This is a genomic window from Pandoraea oxalativorans, from assembly GCF_000972785.3.
Classification (GTDB): domain Bacteria; phylum Pseudomonadota; class Gammaproteobacteria; order Burkholderiales; family Burkholderiaceae; genus Pandoraea; species Pandoraea oxalativorans.
Genome location: NZ_CP011253.3, coordinates 2,635,698 through 2,651,123, shown reverse-complemented (window position 1 = coordinate 2,651,123; position 15,426 = coordinate 2,635,698). Strand labels below are relative to the sequence as shown.

Annotated in this window: 12 protein-coding genes, 5 pseudogenes and 1 other annotated feature; of the genes and pseudogenes, 9 read left to right on the top strand and 8 right to left on the bottom strand. The window is 60.7% G+C overall.

Features of this window, described 5'->3' with window-relative positions; translation table 11 throughout:
* Positions 1-8 precede the first annotated feature (8 nt).
* From MB84_RS28950 to MB84_RS11870, 3 genes and pseudogenes are all read right to left on the bottom strand, one after another.
* A pseudogene (locus MB84_RS28950) lies at positions 9-509 on the bottom strand (IS110 family transposase); the annotation flags it as partial.
* Between the two features lie 46 nt (positions 510-555).
* Positions 556-2,129: pseudogene (locus MB84_RS11880) on the bottom strand (IS3 family transposase).
* A gap of 25 nt (positions 2,130-2,154) precedes the next feature.
* The gene (locus MB84_RS11870; protein WP_245725539.1) at positions 2,155-2,679 is read right to left on the bottom strand and encodes an IS110 family transposase; all 525 of its coding nucleotides are present in this window, start codon (positions 2,677-2,679) and stop codon (positions 2,155-2,157) included.
* A 152-nt stretch (positions 2,680-2,831) separates the two neighbouring features.
* Here MB84_RS11870 and MB84_RS11860 point away from each other — a divergent pair.
* The 5 genes and pseudogenes from MB84_RS11860 to MB84_RS11840 form a co-directional block, all read left to right on the top strand.
* Positions 2,832-4,405 (top strand): IS3 family transposase gene (locus MB84_RS11860; protein ID WP_425415910.1). Its coding sequence is split into 2 segments (ribosomal slippage): positions 2,832-3,297 and positions 3,297-4,405, totalling 1,575 coding nucleotides; the frame shifts between segments, so codons are not numbered across the junction.
* Between the two features lie 199 nt (positions 4,406-4,604).
* A pseudogene (locus tag MB84_RS28945) lies at positions 4,605-5,524 on the top strand (IS3 family transposase); the annotation flags it as partial.
* Positions 4,886-5,002 (top strand) — a sequence feature (AL1L pseudoknot). (Overlaps the previous pseudogene by 117 nt.)
* Before the next feature lie 289 nt (positions 5,525-5,813).
* Complete coding sequence (locus MB84_RS11845) at positions 5,814-6,899, top strand: IS110 family RNA-guided transposase (protein ID WP_046289963.1); 1,086 nt, start codon at positions 5,814-5,816, stop codon at positions 6,897-6,899.
* 16 nt (positions 6,900-6,915) lie between these two features.
* Positions 6,916-7,233: pseudogene (locus tag MB84_RS28940) on the top strand (integrase core domain-containing protein); the annotation flags it as partial.
* Between the two features lie 42 nt (positions 7,234-7,275).
* Positions 7,276-7,737, top strand: a pseudogene (locus MB84_RS11840) (ISNCY family transposase); the annotation flags it as partial.
* A 141-nt stretch (positions 7,738-7,878) separates the two neighbouring features.
* On the opposite strand, the gene chrA reads toward MB84_RS11840, so the two are convergent.
* The 3 genes from chrA to MB84_RS11825 all read right to left on the bottom strand — a co-directional run bounded on the left by chrA (position 7,879) and on the right by MB84_RS11825 (position 11,324).
* A complete protein-coding gene (gene chrA / locus MB84_RS11835; protein WP_046293705.1) occupies positions 7,879-9,300 on the bottom strand; it encodes a chromate efflux transporter in 1,422 nt (473 codons plus the stop codon).
* Positions 9,301-9,401: 101 nt separating this feature from the next.
* Complete coding sequence (locus MB84_RS11830; RefSeq protein ID WP_046291921.1) at positions 9,402-10,355, bottom strand: chromate resistance protein ChrB domain-containing protein; 954 nt, start codon at positions 10,353-10,355, stop codon at positions 9,402-9,404.
* A gap of 318 nt (positions 10,356-10,673) precedes the next feature.
* On the bottom strand, positions 10,674-11,324 hold the full coding sequence (locus MB84_RS11825) for a carbonic anhydrase (RefSeq protein WP_046291920.1): 651 nt from the start codon (positions 11,322-11,324) through the stop codon (positions 10,674-10,676).
* 348 nt (positions 11,325-11,672) lie between these two features.
* Between MB84_RS11825 and MB84_RS11820 the strand changes: the two genes are divergently transcribed.
* Complete coding sequence (locus MB84_RS11820) at positions 11,673-12,641, top strand: MerR family transcriptional regulator (protein ID WP_169835001.1); 969 nt, start codon at positions 11,673-11,675, stop codon at positions 12,639-12,641.
* A gap of 168 nt (positions 12,642-12,809) precedes the next feature.
* Positions 12,810-13,667, top strand: a complete 858-nt coding sequence (locus MB84_RS11815; RefSeq protein ID WP_046291919.1) for a class I SAM-dependent methyltransferase — start codon at positions 12,810-12,812, stop codon at positions 13,665-13,667.
* Here MB84_RS11815 and maiA read toward each other — a convergent pair.
* The gene (maiA, locus tag MB84_RS11810) at positions 13,664-14,317 is read right to left on the bottom strand and encodes a maleylacetoacetate isomerase (RefSeq protein ID WP_052653224.1); all 654 of its coding nucleotides are present in this window, start codon (positions 14,315-14,317) and stop codon (positions 13,664-13,666) included. The two genes, MB84_RS11815 and maiA, sit on opposite strands and share 4 nt — an antisense overlap.
* Before the next feature lie 106 nt (positions 14,318-14,423).
* Between maiA and MB84_RS11805 the strand changes: the two genes are divergently transcribed.
* Both MB84_RS11805 and MB84_RS29875 read left to right on the top strand, forming a co-directional pair.
* A complete protein-coding gene (locus MB84_RS11805) occupies positions 14,424-14,618 on the top strand; it encodes a hypothetical protein (RefSeq protein WP_052653222.1) in 195 nt (64 codons plus the stop codon).
* Positions 14,615-14,764 (top strand): hypothetical protein, encoded by a 150-nt coding sequence (locus tag MB84_RS29875; protein ID WP_157122701.1) that lies wholly within the window; start codon positions 14,615-14,617, stop codon positions 14,762-14,764. The genes MB84_RS11805 and MB84_RS29875 overlap by 4 nt, the downstream gene beginning before the upstream one ends.
* Here the strand turns inward: MB84_RS29875 and MB84_RS11800 are convergent.
* Positions 14,755-15,417, bottom strand: a complete 663-nt coding sequence (locus MB84_RS11800) for a hypothetical protein (protein WP_046291918.1) — start codon at positions 15,415-15,417, stop codon at positions 14,755-14,757. The two genes, MB84_RS29875 and MB84_RS11800, sit on opposite strands and share 10 nt — an antisense overlap.
* Positions 15,418-15,426 lie beyond the last annotated feature (9 nt).

The following is a 15,426-nucleotide window of genomic DNA, read 5'->3' as shown; positions in this document are numbered from 1 at the left end:
CTTGCCCGTCAAGCGATTGCGACGTAGTTCGCCCGATAAGGCTGTCGTGTCTTCAGAACGCCGAAACACAGATGCACAAGCTTACGCATTGCAGCGCCGAGTATAGACATGGTGGATTTGCCACGCGCTGCCAAGCGTTCACACAATGCCTTGATGTGGGGGTTATAGCGTTTAGCGACGACGGCCGCCATGTAGAGAGTTGCCCGTACCTTGGGCGGCCCGGCCTTCGATAAACGTGAAGGGCCCTGGATCGACGATCCCGACTGCCTCTGCACCGGCACCAGGCCGAGATACGCCGCAAGTTGTTCTGCAGAATCGAAGTGGCGCGCGTGCATGATGGCAAGCAGCGTGCGGCCTACCTGAGGGCCAACTGCCGGGATACTTTGCAGCAGCATCAAGTTTGCTTTAAGGCCCGGATGGGCAGCAATGTGATCATCGATCTCGCGTTGCAGGCTGGCTAAATGGCGCTCCAAAAACTCGATCGTCTCGAGAATCGAATGCAGGACTAGCGCCGTCGGAAATTTTCAAGCTAGTTGTCGCCTCCACGAATAAATTTCAGGCGGCCTTTCTCTCCTGACTACGGCGCTGTGCGGCGACGTCCTGGTGGTCGATGCGATCCGGGTTCAGGTGCACAGCATCGACGCGCTGCCAGTTGCGCGTGCGGCCTTTCCAGCGCAGCGGGTGGCGTTGCCGGGCGGCCTCATAAAGCGCTGCTCGTCGATCCAAAATGGTCTGGTCGAGATTGGCATGGCGCTGCGCCGGCGTCACGAACCGGATCGCGCTGTGACGGTGCTCTTCGTTATACCAGCGCACCAGCGCGCCCACCCAGGTGCGTGCGGCGAGCAGGGTGTCAAATGCCCTCAGCGGGTAAGTCGGCCGGTACTTTAGGGTCTTGAACAACGATTCAGAATAAGGGTTGTCGTTGCTCACGCCCGGGCGGCTGAGCGAGTGCATGACGCCCAGCGTCTGGAGGGTGGCGAGCATCGTCGCACCTTTCATCGGGCCGCCGTTATCCGAATGCAGAATCACCTGGTCGGGTGGTATCGCTTCGCGCGCACACAGGTCCTTGAGCACTTCACTGGCCAGTGCGCTGCTTTCCTGCGCATAGACCTGCCAACCAACGATCTTTCGGCTGAACACGTCCAGAAACAGGTACAGATAAAAATACTGCCCGCGAACCGTGCTCGGCAGATAGGTGATGTCCCAGCTGTACAACTGGTTCGGCGCACGCGCGCACACCGCACGGGGCTTGCTATGGGCCTGGGCCGGCCGTTCGCTGCGCCGGTGGGCGAGTTGCTTCTCGGCCTTCAGGACCCGGTAGAAAGTCGATTCCGAGGCAATATAGCGTTGCTGATCTGCCAAGCGCGGCACGATCTGGCTGGGCGGCAGATGACCCAATTCGGCCGAGTTCGCCACCGCCAGAAGCTCGGCGCGCTCCTCGGCGCTAAGCTTATGGCGCGGCTCGTGGTGTCGTAATGTGCGCCGGTCCACTGCGTCAGGTTCGCCGCGCTGCCAGCGCTGAACGGTGCGGGCACTGAGCCCCAGAATGACGCACGCGCGTGCTTGGCGAGCCCCGGCCCGAGTCGCCTCGGTGATCAGACCAATCAATACTTTGCGCTGCTCAGACGACGTCATTCGGCCTCGTCCCCGAGCAGCGCACGGTACTTTTTTTGCAGCACCAGTAGCGCCGCAGCCTCAGCCAGCGCCTTCTCCTTGCGCTTCAACTCGCGCTGCAGTTCAACATTGGCCTGCTTCAGAACCCGCACCTCTTGGGCGCTTTCGCGCCAGCTATCACCGTTTCTGCCCGCGGCACAGAACTGCGCTCGCCACTGCGCGAGATGATGCGCAAACAAGCCGCGCTCCCGGCACCAGCCATGCAAGGCTTCGTCGACCAGACCATGGCTCTCCTGCAAGGCCATTAGCCGTTCCTCCAGCGACCAATCTTCCGGTCGTTTTGCGTGTGCAGAGCCCGAGCTCCGATTCGCGGCAGCGGCGCCTCTCATCCATTTCCTCAATGTCAGTACGTTCACGTTCAATTCGTCGGCCACCGCGCCAACCGTGCGGCTCCCACGCCGCAGGACCTTCGACAGCGCTTGCTCCTTGAACTCGACAGAATACGTTTGTTTCACTTTCAACTTACACCTCTGACGCTACTTAATAAGGAAGTTCAGAGGCGACAACTAGTATGACGCCGGGGGCCGTTGGAGCCGTGATTTCCGCTTTCTCATGCCGGTTGCGCTCACGCTGAAGATCTTGTGCAAGCGCTTCACGGCGCGCCATCAGTGCTTGAAGTATGCGAGCCTCGGGCGCTGGAGGACTCCAGCGCATTGGCTGTGCGTGCATCGCAAAGCGCGCTAACACGTGGCTGTCTACCATGTCGTTCTTCGTGCGCACGCCCATTCCCGTCGCAAAAGCACGCACCTGCGCAGGATTAACGACAGACACGGAGAGCCCGGCATCGTGCAGGCCACACGCGGCCATCTCGTGATAGACGCCGGTACCTTCGAGCGCGACATGTACGTGGCTCGGCTCGGTGTGTCTCTTGCCCAACCAGCCCAACAGATCGGTTAGGCCGGCGCGGCTATTGGCAACAACCTTCGTACTACGCTTGCCGTTTGTCATGTCCAGCAGGCAGCAATCCAGCTTGGCTTTGGCAACATCAATACCGAGGTAGAACATCAATTTGATCCTTAATCGAGGAATCAATACCAACTCACCCACTTGCCTTGTACATACAGGGTCCACGCCCTTGGCTACCGTTCCCCCCGGCGTCATACTAGTTGTCGCCTCTGAACTTCCTTATTAAGTAGCGTCAGAGGTGTAAGTTGAAAGTGAAACAAACGTATTCTGTCGAGTTCAAGGAGCAAGCGCTGTCGAAGGTCCTGCGGCGTGGGAGCCGCACGGTTGGCGCGGTGGCCGACGAATTGAACGTGAACGTACTGACATTGAGGAAATGGATGAGAGGCGCCGCTGCCGCGAATCGGAGCTCGGGCTCTGCACACGCAAAACGACCGGAAGATTGGTCGCTGGAGGAACGGCTAATGGCCTTGCAGGAGAGCCATGGTCTGGTCGACGAAGCCTTGCATGGCTGGTGCCGGGAGCGCGGCTTGTTTGCGCATCATCTCGCGCAGTGGCGAGCGCAGTTCTGTGCCGCGGGCAGAAACGGTGATAGCCGGCGCGAAAGCGCCCAAGAGGTGCGGGTTCTGAAGCAGGCCAATGTTGAACTGCAGCGCGAGTTGAAGCGCAAGGAGAAGGCGCTGGCTGAGGCTGCGGCGCTACTGGTGCTGCAAAAAAAGTACCGTGCGCTGCTCGGGGACGAGGCCGAATGACGTCGTCTGAGCAGCGCAAAGTATTGATTGGTCTGATCACCGAGGCGACTCGGGCCGGGGCTCGCCAAGCACGCGCGTGCGTCATTCTGGGGCTCAGTGCCCGCACCGTTCAGCGCTGGCAGCGCGGCGAACCTGACGCAGTGGACCGGCGCACATTACGACACCACGAGCCGCGCCATAAGCTTAGCGCCGAGGAGCGCGCCGAGCTTCTGGCGGTGGCGAACTCGGCCGAATTGGGTCATCTGCCGCCCAGCCAGATCGTGCCGCGCTTGGCAGATCAGCAACGCTATATTGCCTCGGAATCGACTTTCTACCGGGTCCTGAAGGCCGAGAAGCAACTCGCCCACCGGCGCAGCGAACGGCCGGCCCAGGCCCATAGCAAGCCCCGTGCGGTGTGCGCGCGTGCGCCGAACCAGTTGTACAGCTGGGACATCACCTATCTGCCGAGCACGGTTCGCGGGCAGTATTTTTATCTGTACCTGTTTCTGGACGTGTTCAGCCGAAAGATCGTTGGTTGGCAGGTCTATGCGCAGGAAAGCAGCGCACTGGCCAGTGAAGTGCTCAAGGACCTGTGTGCGCGCGAAGCGATACCACCCGACCAGGTGATTCTGCATTCGGATAACGGCGGCCCGATGAAAGGTGCGACGATGCTCGCCACCCTCCAGACGCTGGGCGTCATGCACTCGCTCAGCCGCCCGGGCGTGAGCAACGACAACCCTTATTCTGAATCGTTGTTCAAGACCCTAAAGTACCGGCCGACTTACCCGCTGAGGGCATTTGACACCCTGCTCGCCGCACGCACCTGGGTGGGCGCGCTGGTGCGCTGGTATAACGAAGAGCACCGTCACAGCGCGATCCGGTTCGTGACGCCGGCGCAGCGCCATGCCAATCTCGACCAGACCATTTTGGATCGACGAGCAGCGCTTTATGAGGCCGCCCGGCAACGCCACCCGCTGCGCTGGAAAGGCCGCACGCGCAACTGGCAGCGCGTCGATGCTGTGCACCTGAACCCGGATCGCATCGACCACCAGGACGTCGCCGCACAGCGCCGTAGTCAGGAGAGAAAGGCCGCCTGAAATTTATTCGTGGAGGCGACAACTAGCTTGAAAATTTCCGGTTCAGTGTCTGTGCTGGTGAGGGCGAGGCGAAGGGCATTATCTCCACAGCAAGGTCCAAGCCTTCAGGCTCCAAACATGCTCACTTCACCTCATGTGACGGTAGCTAACCATCACGAAGACGAAGATACAAGGCTCCAACTCTTGAGAGAATGGAGCCATGAACAAGAGATCGAGCAAGTTTTCCCCGGAAGTCCGGGAGCGCGCAGTGCGCCTGGTGCGCGAGCAGCGTAGCGAGCATCCGTCGCTGTGGGCGGCGGTCGAGTCGATTGCGCCGATGATCGGCTGCACGCCGCAAACGCTGAACGATTGGGTCAAGCGCGACAAGATCGATAACGGCGAACGTGCCGGCCTGAGCGCGAGCGAGCGTGATCGCCTGAAGGCGCTGGAGCGCGAGAACAAGGAATTGCGCAAGACCAACGAGATTCTCAAACTGGCCAGCGCGTTTTTCGCCCAGGCGGAGCTCGACCGCCGTATCAAGTCCTGAAAGCCTTCATCGATCAGCATCGCGACACCTTCGGGGTCGAGTCGATCTGCAAGGTTTTGCGGATTGCCCCGTCGGGTTACTGGCGCCATGCTGCCCAGCTTCGCGATCCATCCAAGCGCTGCGCCCGAGTCAAGCGTGACGACGTGCTGTGCCCGGAAATCCAGCGTGTCTGGCACGCCAACATGCGGGTCTACGGCGCAGACAAGGTCTGGAGGCAGATGAACCGGGAGCAAATTCGGGTGGCCCGCTGCACGGTCGAGCGACTGATGCAGCGGCTGGGATTGCAAGGCGCGGTGCGCGGCAAACGGGTTCGCACAACGATTCCCGATGTCTCGGCACCTCGCCCGCTGGACCGGGTCAATCGCCAATTCAAAGCCGACCGGCCGAATCAGCTCTGGGTTTCCGATTTCACCTACGTTTCGACGTGGCAGGGCTGGCTGTACGTGGCGTTCGTCATCGACGTGTTTGCACGACGCATCGTTGGCTGGCGGGTGAGTCGTACCATGCGCACCGACTTCGTACTCGATGCGCTTGAACAAGCGCTGTATGCCCGCCAACCGGGCGACGACGGGACGCTGATCCATCACTCCGACAGTAAGAATACGGGTATCAGATGTTTCCGGGCTTCTCGCGGCTTTCAATGAGGGCTGTCCGGCGACTTTTGGTGCCGTAAAGCGTTCCGGGCGACCTGACCCACATTCCGATCGACGTAGTGTCTTTCCCCTGACCTGTCGATCGTCCGGAACCGCCGAGCGGCGAGGTTTCGCCTCGTCGATACGTGTGACTCAAGAAGGGCCTGACGCTCTGTCGCTTTACTGTCTTGTCCAGGTACTCGATGCCGGTGAAATCGCCTCAATCTCATCGGCAACCGGAGCAAGGCTCATGAAAGAAGAACCGGCTATTTCTGGATATCGCAACGTTGTGGGCGGCGTGGATACCCATAAGGACGTGCATGTTGCAGCTGTCGTTGACGAACACGATCGTCTGCTCGGCAGTGAATGCTTCCCTACCACGCGGCATGGCTACAAACAGATGCTGCTCTGGATGCGCTCATTCGGAGAGCTTGCCCGGGTTGGCGTCGAATGCACCGGCTCCTACGGAGCGGGCTTGCTTCGCTACCTTCAACTGGCCCACGTAACGGTGCTTGAGGTCACGGCACCCGACAGGAGCGACCGGCGCAAACGCGGCAAGGACGACACGCTGGACGCTTGCAACGCGGCGCATGCTGCCTTTGCTGGTGTGCGTACAGTCACGCCCAAGACACGCGACGGCATGATTGAATCGCTGCGCGTTCTGAAAGTCTGCCGGAAGACCGCCATCTCCGCGAGGCGCGTTGCATTGCAACTAATTCACAGTACCATCATCAGCGCGCCTGACGAGTTACGCGAATCGCTGCGCAAGATGACACGGATGCAGCTTATTCGAACATTGGCCGCGTGGCGTCCCGATCTGTCTGACTATCGGAGCCTGATCTCTGCCAACCGGATTGCATTAAAATCACTGGGGCGTCGGTATCTCGAGTTGCACGACGAGATCGCCGACCTCGATGTCATGATCGCGGCTCTGGTCGATGAACTCGCCCCCGATCTGGTCTCCCGGTATTCAATTGGCTATGAGTCCGCTTCGCAACTGCTACTGACCGCTGGCGACAACAGCGACCGGCTTCAGTCAGAGGCCAGCTTCGCCGCCCTCTGTGGAGTGAGTCCCGTCCCGGCGTCTTCTGGCAAGGTGACACGACATCGACTGAATCGCGGTGGAGATCGCGCGGCCAACAGCGCCCTGCACATTATCGCCATCGGTCGATTGCGAACCGACGATCGCACAAAAGCCTATGTCGCCAAACGCGTCAGCGAGGGCCACTCAAAGCTTGAAGCGATTCGATGCCTCAAGCGCTATATCGCACGAGAGGTCTTCTACGCCATCCGGCAACGTTACCGCCAGATCGCGCAGACCCAATTTACCTCTTGACCTTTAGAAGGGCGTCAGGGGATCGCAATATGTTTCCATTCGGTACACCGAGCGACTTGCCCAAGCGGGCATTGAGCCATCGGTCGGCAGCCGCGGCGACAGCTATGACAACGCCCTGGCGGAAACGATCAACGGTCTATACAAAACGGAACTGATTCACCGGCGAGCGCCTTGGAAAACGAAGGAATCCGTCGAGCTCGCCACCCTGGAATGGGTAGCCTGGTACAACCATCATCGGCTGATGGAACCGCTGGGCTATATCCCGCCAGCCGAGGCTGAGGCAAACTACTACAGGCAACTCAGAAATACTGCTGAAGCGCCTGCGTTAACTTAAACCAACCGGCCTCCTCGAAAGCCGGGGCGATTCATCATGCATCTGGAGTTGATCTTTACCTGGCGCGAGCCGCGGTGCGTGTCAAAGAGCCTCACGCTTCAATATGACAAGAAGCTGTATCTTCTGACGGAAACGCCAGAGGCTCGCAAACTGGCGGGCCACTACATTGACGTCTACCAATACCCGGATGGCCGTATTGAGCCGCGGGCCAAAGGCGTTGCCCTCCCCTTCATCCTCTACGATCGGCTCTCTGAGGTCGATCAAGGCGCGATCGTGGATAACAAGCGCCTCGGGCATGTGCTGCAGCTTGCCCAGTTAGTACAGGAGAAGCGTGACAATCGGCGGTCCCAGTCTTTGCCGGGGTCGGTCAATGACGAGACGCCTCGCAAACGCGGTCGGCCGCCGGGCAGGAAGTCTCAACGCAGCATGGGGGAGGATGACGTTTTGGAGGCATTGCAACGCTTGCAAAAGCGAGCTTGGCCGCTGGTGGACAGCGCCGACTAAGTCAAAGAGTTGAGAGCACGTAGGTCATGTACAAGCGGACATTTGAACGTAGCCGTAAACTGGACATTTGAAAATAGCCTAGACCTGACATTTGAAAATAGCCTAGACCTCTCAGAGTCCAAAACGGCGCTCAGACGCAGTTCAAGTCGCCCATCCCAGCAAATAGATCGCAACCCCCGCCGCACAACACACGACAAGCGTCGTGATCATTCCTGCCTTCAGACGAAACAACATAAACGTCGCGACGGTAGCGAGTAACAGCGACCACGGGTCAAGGCTCGCGAGATACGGCACCTGAAGCGTGAGACCGTAGGCGTGCCGCACGTCGACCTTCGCAAACAAGGTGTGCAACGCGAACCAGATGGCGAGATTGAGAATGACGCCAACCACCGCTGCCGTGATTGTCGATAGCGTGGCGCTGAGCGCTTTGTTAGTGCGCAAAGCCTCCATGTACGGCGCACCCACGAAAATCAGCAGGAAGGACGGCGCGAAAGTCGCCCACTTGGCGGTGATGCCGCCGAGCGTGCCTGCAAGCACGGGATCCAGCGCCCCCGGTTGACGATAGGCCGCCATGAAACCCACGAACTGCACCACGCTGATGAGCGGCCCCGGCGTGGTTTCCGCCATACCCAAGCCCGCCAGCATCTCGCCGGGCGCGAGCCAATGAAAGTGCTCTACGGCCTGCTGTGCGACGTAGGACAGAATCGCGTACGCGCCGCCAAACGTAACCACCGCCATCTTGCTGAAGAACGCAGCAATGTGCGTATAGACGTTTTCGCCCCCGAGTGTGAGGTACAGGACGACCAATGGCCCCAGCCAGATCGTCAGGCTGATCGCAGCGATCCGGAGCGCTCGCGTATGCGACGGCCTGACGTGCTCCGGAACCTCGACGGCAAACGCTGCGTCGATGGCAGCCGGCGGCCCGTCGTCCTGCGCGCCTGCGCCATGCCCTGCACCGACCTTGATCCCCTTCCACCCCAACGCATTGCCAGCGAGGCCAATGACTGCGGCAGCCGCAATGATTAGCGGAAAAGGTACGCCGACGAAGAAGATGGCGATGAACGAAAGTGCAGCCACACCGACCATCGTGCGAGTCTTCAATGCGCGGCGGCCGACGCGTTGCACGGCCTCCAGTACGACAGCCAGCACTGCCGCCTTCAAACCAAAGAAAAGCGCCTGTACGATCCCGACATTGCCGTAACTGGCATAGATCCAACTCAATACGCCCAAGGCAAGCAGCCCGGGCAAAATAAACAGAAGGCCCGCAACCAGACCACCGCGTGTCCGATGCAGCAGCCACCCTACATAAACCACAAGCTTGTGTGCCTCCGGCCCGGGGACCAGCGTGCAATAGTTCAACGCGTGCAGAAAGCGCGTCTCGCTGATCCAACGCTTTTCTTCGACCAGGATGCGATGCATCACCGCAATCTGCCCCGCCGGGCCACCGAAACTCAGTGCTGCAACGCGTACCCACACCCAAAACGCGTCGCGAAACGAGACCCCGTGGCGCTCATGCGCGGGCACGTCCGCAATAGGTGAAGTGGATGATTTGGTCGGATCCATCGCCTGCGTTTCCATCGGTTTTTCCCGGCGTCGATAATCGTTGTACGCTTCCTGCTCAGCTAAGCGCCGTGGCACGGCGATCGAGAAGTCGCATAGCAGCCCTACGCCGACGCGGGCGCGTCTTCCTTTGCCGAGAACGCCGTCAGCAAACCGTCAAAAATGTGCGCTGCGGCCGCCACCAACTTGTCGTCGTCATCCAGCGCGTGCCGCAATCCGGCAAGCACCTGTTCCACACCCGCCGCTTCCGGCGGCTGGATGCCGCCGATGTCGAGGTAATGCACGAGCGCACCGATACGGTCGAGCGCGGAACTGCCCAACCCGAAGCTCTCGACCAGCACCTCAAAGCTCACCTTGGCGCCTACGTGCGTAAATCGGGCGCCATCGAAATCAAATCCGAGCGCGTCCGGCGGGCAGTCTTCCGGACTTTCTAGCCAGAGCATTCGCGCCTTGCGGTCGATGAACCGACGGATCAGCCATGCACATGCCAGACGATCCACCCAAGGGCGTCGACGGGTTGCCCACGTGCGCCCCTGAAAGTCACCCACCGCAACGCTTGCGATCAGCGCGTCGGCTTTTGCACGCGGCTCGTTGGGCGAGAGCACTTGATTGGCCAACGCTTCGCGCGACTGGAGCGCTGAGTCCGCTTGCCGTCGAGCCTCTCCCGGGAAAAAGTCCAGATCGGAAATCGTCTGAAATCCCTTCCGTAGCTTGCGACACTGCTTCAGCGAGTCGAGTGCGGTTTCGGCGCTCAACGTGCTGCGGGCCTGCGCGACCTCCCCCATCAGCGCCGCGTAGTGATCGCTACGGTCGAACATCGGGATGAAATCGATGCTCTGCGGCGCCTGAACGTCGAGCAGGTAGGCCGTGCCGCCGGACGTCAGGACATCGTTCTCCACCGCCTGAAGCGCCGCACGGCATGACGGCACCCCCGGCAACAGATAGACGCCGTCGCGGAGCACCGCCGCACCGGACGCCTTGAGGGCACGCCATGCACGCATGCGGGCCGTCGCATTCTCAGTCGGCAAGCTGGTGATGAAGACAATCCACGTATTCATGTCGCTTACTCTACCGAGCAGTATCTATCGTTACAAATAATCTTGTGTTATATGGGGAGACGCAATTTCATCTACTTTTCGGGCAGTCTCTTCAAGACAACATCATTCGACAAAACGCCGGTCGGCCCGCATTCCCCTTTTTGGCTGCGGGCCTTTTCTACTTAGTGATTGGTTTGGGCCTCAGCATCGGATGACTTGCCCGGCGAGTTAGGCAGATGGCGTGCGAACCCAGGCAAGAAAGCCACGTCCGGCCTGTCAAGCTTCCGCGATATGGGGGTTGCGCAGCGTCGCACGACGGACGCTGCGCAACCCCCCTCGTTATCGAACGCGAGAGGCGACGGCCACCGTGGTCGGCGAGTCAGCCAGCGGGACGAACTTGCGCGTCTCCCCGTCCAGCGCGTCGATGCCGCCGGTTTCGATGTCGTACACCCATCCATGCAGGTTCATACGGCCCTGCTCAAGCGCCAGGGCCACCGACGGATGCGTGCGAATGTTCGCCAGCTGAGCGATCACATTTTCTCTGACCAGCCCGTCGAGCTTTGCGGCGGGCGTCTCGTAAGAATGCGCTGCATTGATTGCCTTCGCGGCGTCGGCGTGACGCAACCAGTTGGCCACTGCGGGCATATGGTCGAGGCAGGTGCAGCGTGAAATCGCGGCCATCGCGCCGCAGTCCGAGTGGCCGCAGATCACAATGTCCTGGACGCCCAGCACCGACACTGCATACTCGACCGTAGCGGAAACACCCCCCGGCTCCGGTCCGTATGACGGAACGATGTTTCCGGCATTGCGAATGACGAATAGCTCGCCGGGCTCGCGCTGCGTGAGCAGTTCCGGAACGACCCGGCTATCCGAACAGGTCACGAAGAGGGCTTTGGGGTTCTGACTCGTGGCGAGCCGCTTGAAGAGCTCGACGCGCTGAGGAAAGGCCTCCCGCTGGAAACGCAGAAAGCCGTCAATGATGTCACGCATAGCAAATCTCTGAGTTAAGACGTCGGTGCGCGGGCGAGCGTTTTGCATAGCGATGATTCGCCCCCGACCGACGCCCATTATCCCTTATCCGCCACAACAAGCCCAACGGCCGGTCGGGCGAACTCGGCATGGCCGCAGGCTGCGACATCGCACGAAGCGACGCGAATGACGTGCCTTCCCGTGCGACGCGCCCGAACATCCAGTGAGTTACGAGCGAATCGTAATGCACACTCATAATTATCGATAACAGTAATTTTGAGTCCGATTATTGACCCAATCGAATTCATGAACTACGGTTTGAGTCAAAGAATCGATTCGAATCGCAACATCATTGGGAGGAAACGCTCGGTGAGTTCAGCTCGACGTTATCGAAGCGGCGAGGCCGCAAAACTTGTCGGCATGCCCGCCGCGACATTACGGATATGGGAGCAGCGATATGGCGTGATCTCCCCGCCTACCAGCGCCTCGGGACAGCGCCTTTATTCCGACGAGGACGTGAGTCGGCTGAGAACGATCAAGGTGCTGGTGGACAATGGGCGTCCCATCGGTGTCATCGCACGCCTGGATAACGAGCAACTGAAGCGACTGGCGAGCGGCGCTGGCAGCGCGCCTCCTGCCGATGACACTCACGGCGCAACGCTTTTCGTCGTCGGCTTCGGGGGCAGCATGACGTCGGATTTGCCCGCAGGTGTCAGGTACGAGTCGTTCGATAGCATCGAAGAGATTCCGCCCCTTGCCGACAAGGCGGGGGCAGCGAGCGGGCTGGCCGTACGGGTCGAGGCGCTGCGTGAGGACACGGTCCTGTCCATCGTCGCAGTTGCGCAGTCAGCCCATTGCGACCGTATTCTCGTCGTCTACGCATTCGGCACGCGTCAGGCCATCGAACTGGCTCGCCTTGCGGGGATACGACTGGCGCGCACTTTCGATGCCCTGATCCACACATGCGCATTGCTTTCCGATTTCGTGCAGTCGTTAACGCATGAGGATGATGCGTCGTCGGCGGGCCGCCGGCTTCGGTCACGATCACCCCATCGGTTCGATGAAAAGACGTTGAGCAAACTGGCGCGTCAGTCTTCAACCCTTGCCTGCGAATGTCCCAAGCATCTCGTCGAACTCGTACTCCAAATCGCAGCCTTTGAGCGTTATAGCGACGAATGCATGTCCCGCTCCCCGGCTGACGCTCTGCTGCATCGACATCTGGGCGATGCAGCCAACATGGCCGTTGCATTGTTTGAAGACGCACTGGCCGCAGTCGTCGAGCATGAGGGCTGGTCGCTCCCTTTGCCCGTGCCGGACCCACGGCGCGACGACCGCTGACTTCAGAAATCTCGTCAGCGGTGCATCCGCGCCCCATCGCCCATGCGCCGTTACCGGCCGGAGGCGCCCGATAGCGCCATGATCGGTGACATCGGGAGCATGCGCTGCATTTTCGGTAAACTGTCGGTTTCCGGGAGGCATTGCCCCCCGCAGCTTATTCAGTTTCCCATGTCGAATACCCACGAAATCCGTCCCGGCCAGTCCATCGAACTGCTCAAGGAACTCCATATCCTGACGCGCGACGGCAAGATGAATCAGGACAGTCGGCGAAAACTCAAGCAGGTTTATCACCTGTTTCAGTTCATCGAACCGCTTCTCCAGGAAGTCAAGAACGACAACCAGCGCGTGACGCTCGTCGATCACGGTGCCGGAAAGTCCTATCTGGGCTTCATCCTCTACGATCTGTTCTTCAAGGCACTGGCGGACGATTCGCATATCTTCGGCATCGAAACCCGCGAGGAACTCGTCAAGACCTCCACGGCGCTGGCGCGACGCCTCGGCTTTCCCGGCATGTCGTTCCTGAACCTGTCCGTGGCCGATTCGATCACCTCCCCGGCATTGCCCGAAACGGTTGATGTCGTCACGGCACTCCATGCCTGCAATACCGCAACGGACGACGCCATCCGCTTTGCGCTGGCCAAGCAGGCCCGTCACATCGTCCTCGTGCCGTGCTGCCAGGCCGAAGTCGCCGCCGTGCTGCGCAAACATAAGGGTCAGCAGCTGGCGGGCAATCCGTTGACGGAAATCTGGCGTCACCCGTTGCACACGCGCGAATTCGGCAGTCAGGTTACCAACGTGCTGCGCTGCCTCCAGCTCGAAGCCCACGGCTATCAGGTCAACGTGACCGAACTGGTGGGCTGGGAGCATTCGATGAAGAACGAACTCATCATCGCCCAATACAAGGATCTGCCGCGCCGTCGGCCCGCCGAACGTCTGGAAAGCGTTCTGGCGTCACTGGGACTCGAAGAAATGCGTGAGCGTTTCTTCACCACCGACGCCCCCGCCCCCGCCGCCGCCGAAGCCTAAATCGCCACGGTGCGATACCCCGGTTGCCGGATCGGATGCGCTTCGGCAAATTCCGGCATCTCGAAGCAACGCTTCGTCAATTCGGCCACCCGGGGAAATTCGTCCATGTCGACCTGATACAGATCGGCAATGATCTTCTGACCGGCGATGCAAATTTCCGCAAGCGTAGGTGTCGCGCCGACAACGAACGGCGCGGCCGGGCGCGCCATCAGCATCCGCTCGTATGTCGCCAGCCCTTCCCTCCCCCAATGCGCGCACCAGGTCTCGATGGCATCCGTGCCTACGCCGAACGTTTGCGCCAGATGCTTGCGAACACGCGGCACGACAAACGGATGCGAATCCGCCACGTGTACTTGCGCGACCGCACGGACATACGCGCGCTCACGCGCGGTCTGCGGCATCAGTCGCGGCTCGGGAAACACCTCGCCCAGATACTCCATAATCGCCATCGACTGAAAGACCCGGTGGCCGTCGTGAACCAGGGTCGGCACCACGCGCTCGGCGTTGACATTCGCATAATCGGTGTCGAATTGGCGTCCCGCGAGAATGTCGACCTCGATCTCCTCAAACGGGCGCTTCTTCAAGGCAAGCGCAACCTTCACGCGAAACGCAGCGTTCGAACGCCAGAATCCATAGAGCTGAATTGTCATTGCGATAGTCCAATCGTCGTGTTGTCGAAGAGGCGCAAACGCACCGTTAAGGCCTTGGCGCCACACACGATTGCATTTGCAATTCAATCGATAGGCATGATGCCACTTGACGATTGCATATGCAACAAACAGTCCCAAGCAGACACTCTCCTCCGGGGCAGCATTGGCGACAGTCGTCGGCGTGCTGGTCGAAGTCCCGCTGATGCTTGTCGTCGTTCGTGTCGTGAACCGTTCGAAGCATTGGTACGAACGGGCCTCGCCAGATACGTCGTGCGCAGCGGCCTCGGGAAAGCCGGAATGACGGAAATTCATCAGGTTCGAACGACATCGCCCGACGGTGACGGCGAACTACGCATCATTCGACGGCCCCAACGGTCGACCTCGGCGTTCGACGCACGCGCCGCCGCCTTTGCCGACACCGGCCCCGAACCCGCCGGTCAGTCGTAACGCGACGTGCCCGGCTTGTCGGGGTTGTCGGGTTGGCCCCTCGCGCCCGGAGGCTCGGCACCGGGCGCGTCGGACACGCGCCCGCCACTCCCCATCTCCCCTCTTTCACGGTGCCCGTGACGGCTCAGCGCTTCGGCTAATGCCACACGCGCCGCCATCAGCATGGCGGTGAGCTCCTCCGCGCGCACGCGCAACGCGCGATTTTCTCCTTCGAGACGCTGCAACCGCCGGTACGCATCCATCGCGTCGAACGGGGCGTCCGCCGGCGGATCGATCACCGGACGCCCGCTCCCGTCCGGGCTGAGCAGCGCCATGACTCGCGCGACGTGCTGCGCCAGCGTCTGCTGCTCTGCGGCACGCATGCCGAAAGACATTGCATCGCCCGCAGGCGGAATGCCGCCCGCGCCGAGCCGTGCTCGCGTAATCGCCCGCTGCACCGTGCCTGCGCTGGGCAGACGCTCGATGCCCGCACCCGCCAACACGCGCAGGTAGGTTTGTGCGCTGTGCAGACGATGCGTTGCGCCGGTGGCGTCGCGAATGAACTGATCGAGAAATGCCGTGTTCGACTCGCGATGCGCTGCGTTGGCGCGTCGGGCCGCTGCGTGCAGAACGCCCAGCGTGACATCGTCGAAGTGGGGGGAAGTACGTGGCATCGGAGCTCC

Coding starts and splice junctions, on each gene's coding strand:
- MB84_RS11870 (WP_245725539.1), bottom strand. CDS start 2,679: ATGTTCTACCTCGGTATTGATGTTGCCAAAGCCAAGCTGGATTGCTGC.
- MB84_RS11845 (WP_046289963.1), top strand. CDS start 5,814: ATGAAAGAAGAACCGGCTATTTCTGGATATCGCAACGTTGTGGGCGGC.
- chrA (WP_046293705.1), bottom strand. CDS start 9,300: ATGGATCCGACCAAATCATCCACTTCACCTATTGCGGACGTGCCCGCG.
- MB84_RS11830 (WP_046291921.1), bottom strand. CDS start 10,355: ATGAATACGTGGATTGTCTTCATCACCAGCTTGCCGACTGAGAATGCG.
- MB84_RS11825 (WP_046291920.1), bottom strand. CDS start 11,324: ATGCGTGACATCATTGACGGCTTTCTGCGTTTCCAGCGGGAGGCCTTT.
- MB84_RS11815 (WP_046291919.1), top strand. CDS start 12,810: ATGTCGAATACCCACGAAATCCGTCCCGGCCAGTCCATCGAACTGCTC.
- maiA (WP_052653224.1), bottom strand. CDS start 14,317: ATGACAATTCAGCTCTATGGATTCTGGCGTTCGAACGCTGCGTTTCGC.
- MB84_RS29875 (WP_157122701.1), top strand. CDS start 14,615: ATGACGGAAATTCATCAGGTTCGAACGACATCGCCCGACGGTGACGGC.
- MB84_RS11800 (WP_046291918.1), bottom strand. CDS start 15,417: ATGCCACGTACTTCCCCCCACTTCGACGATGTCACGCTGGGCGTTCTG.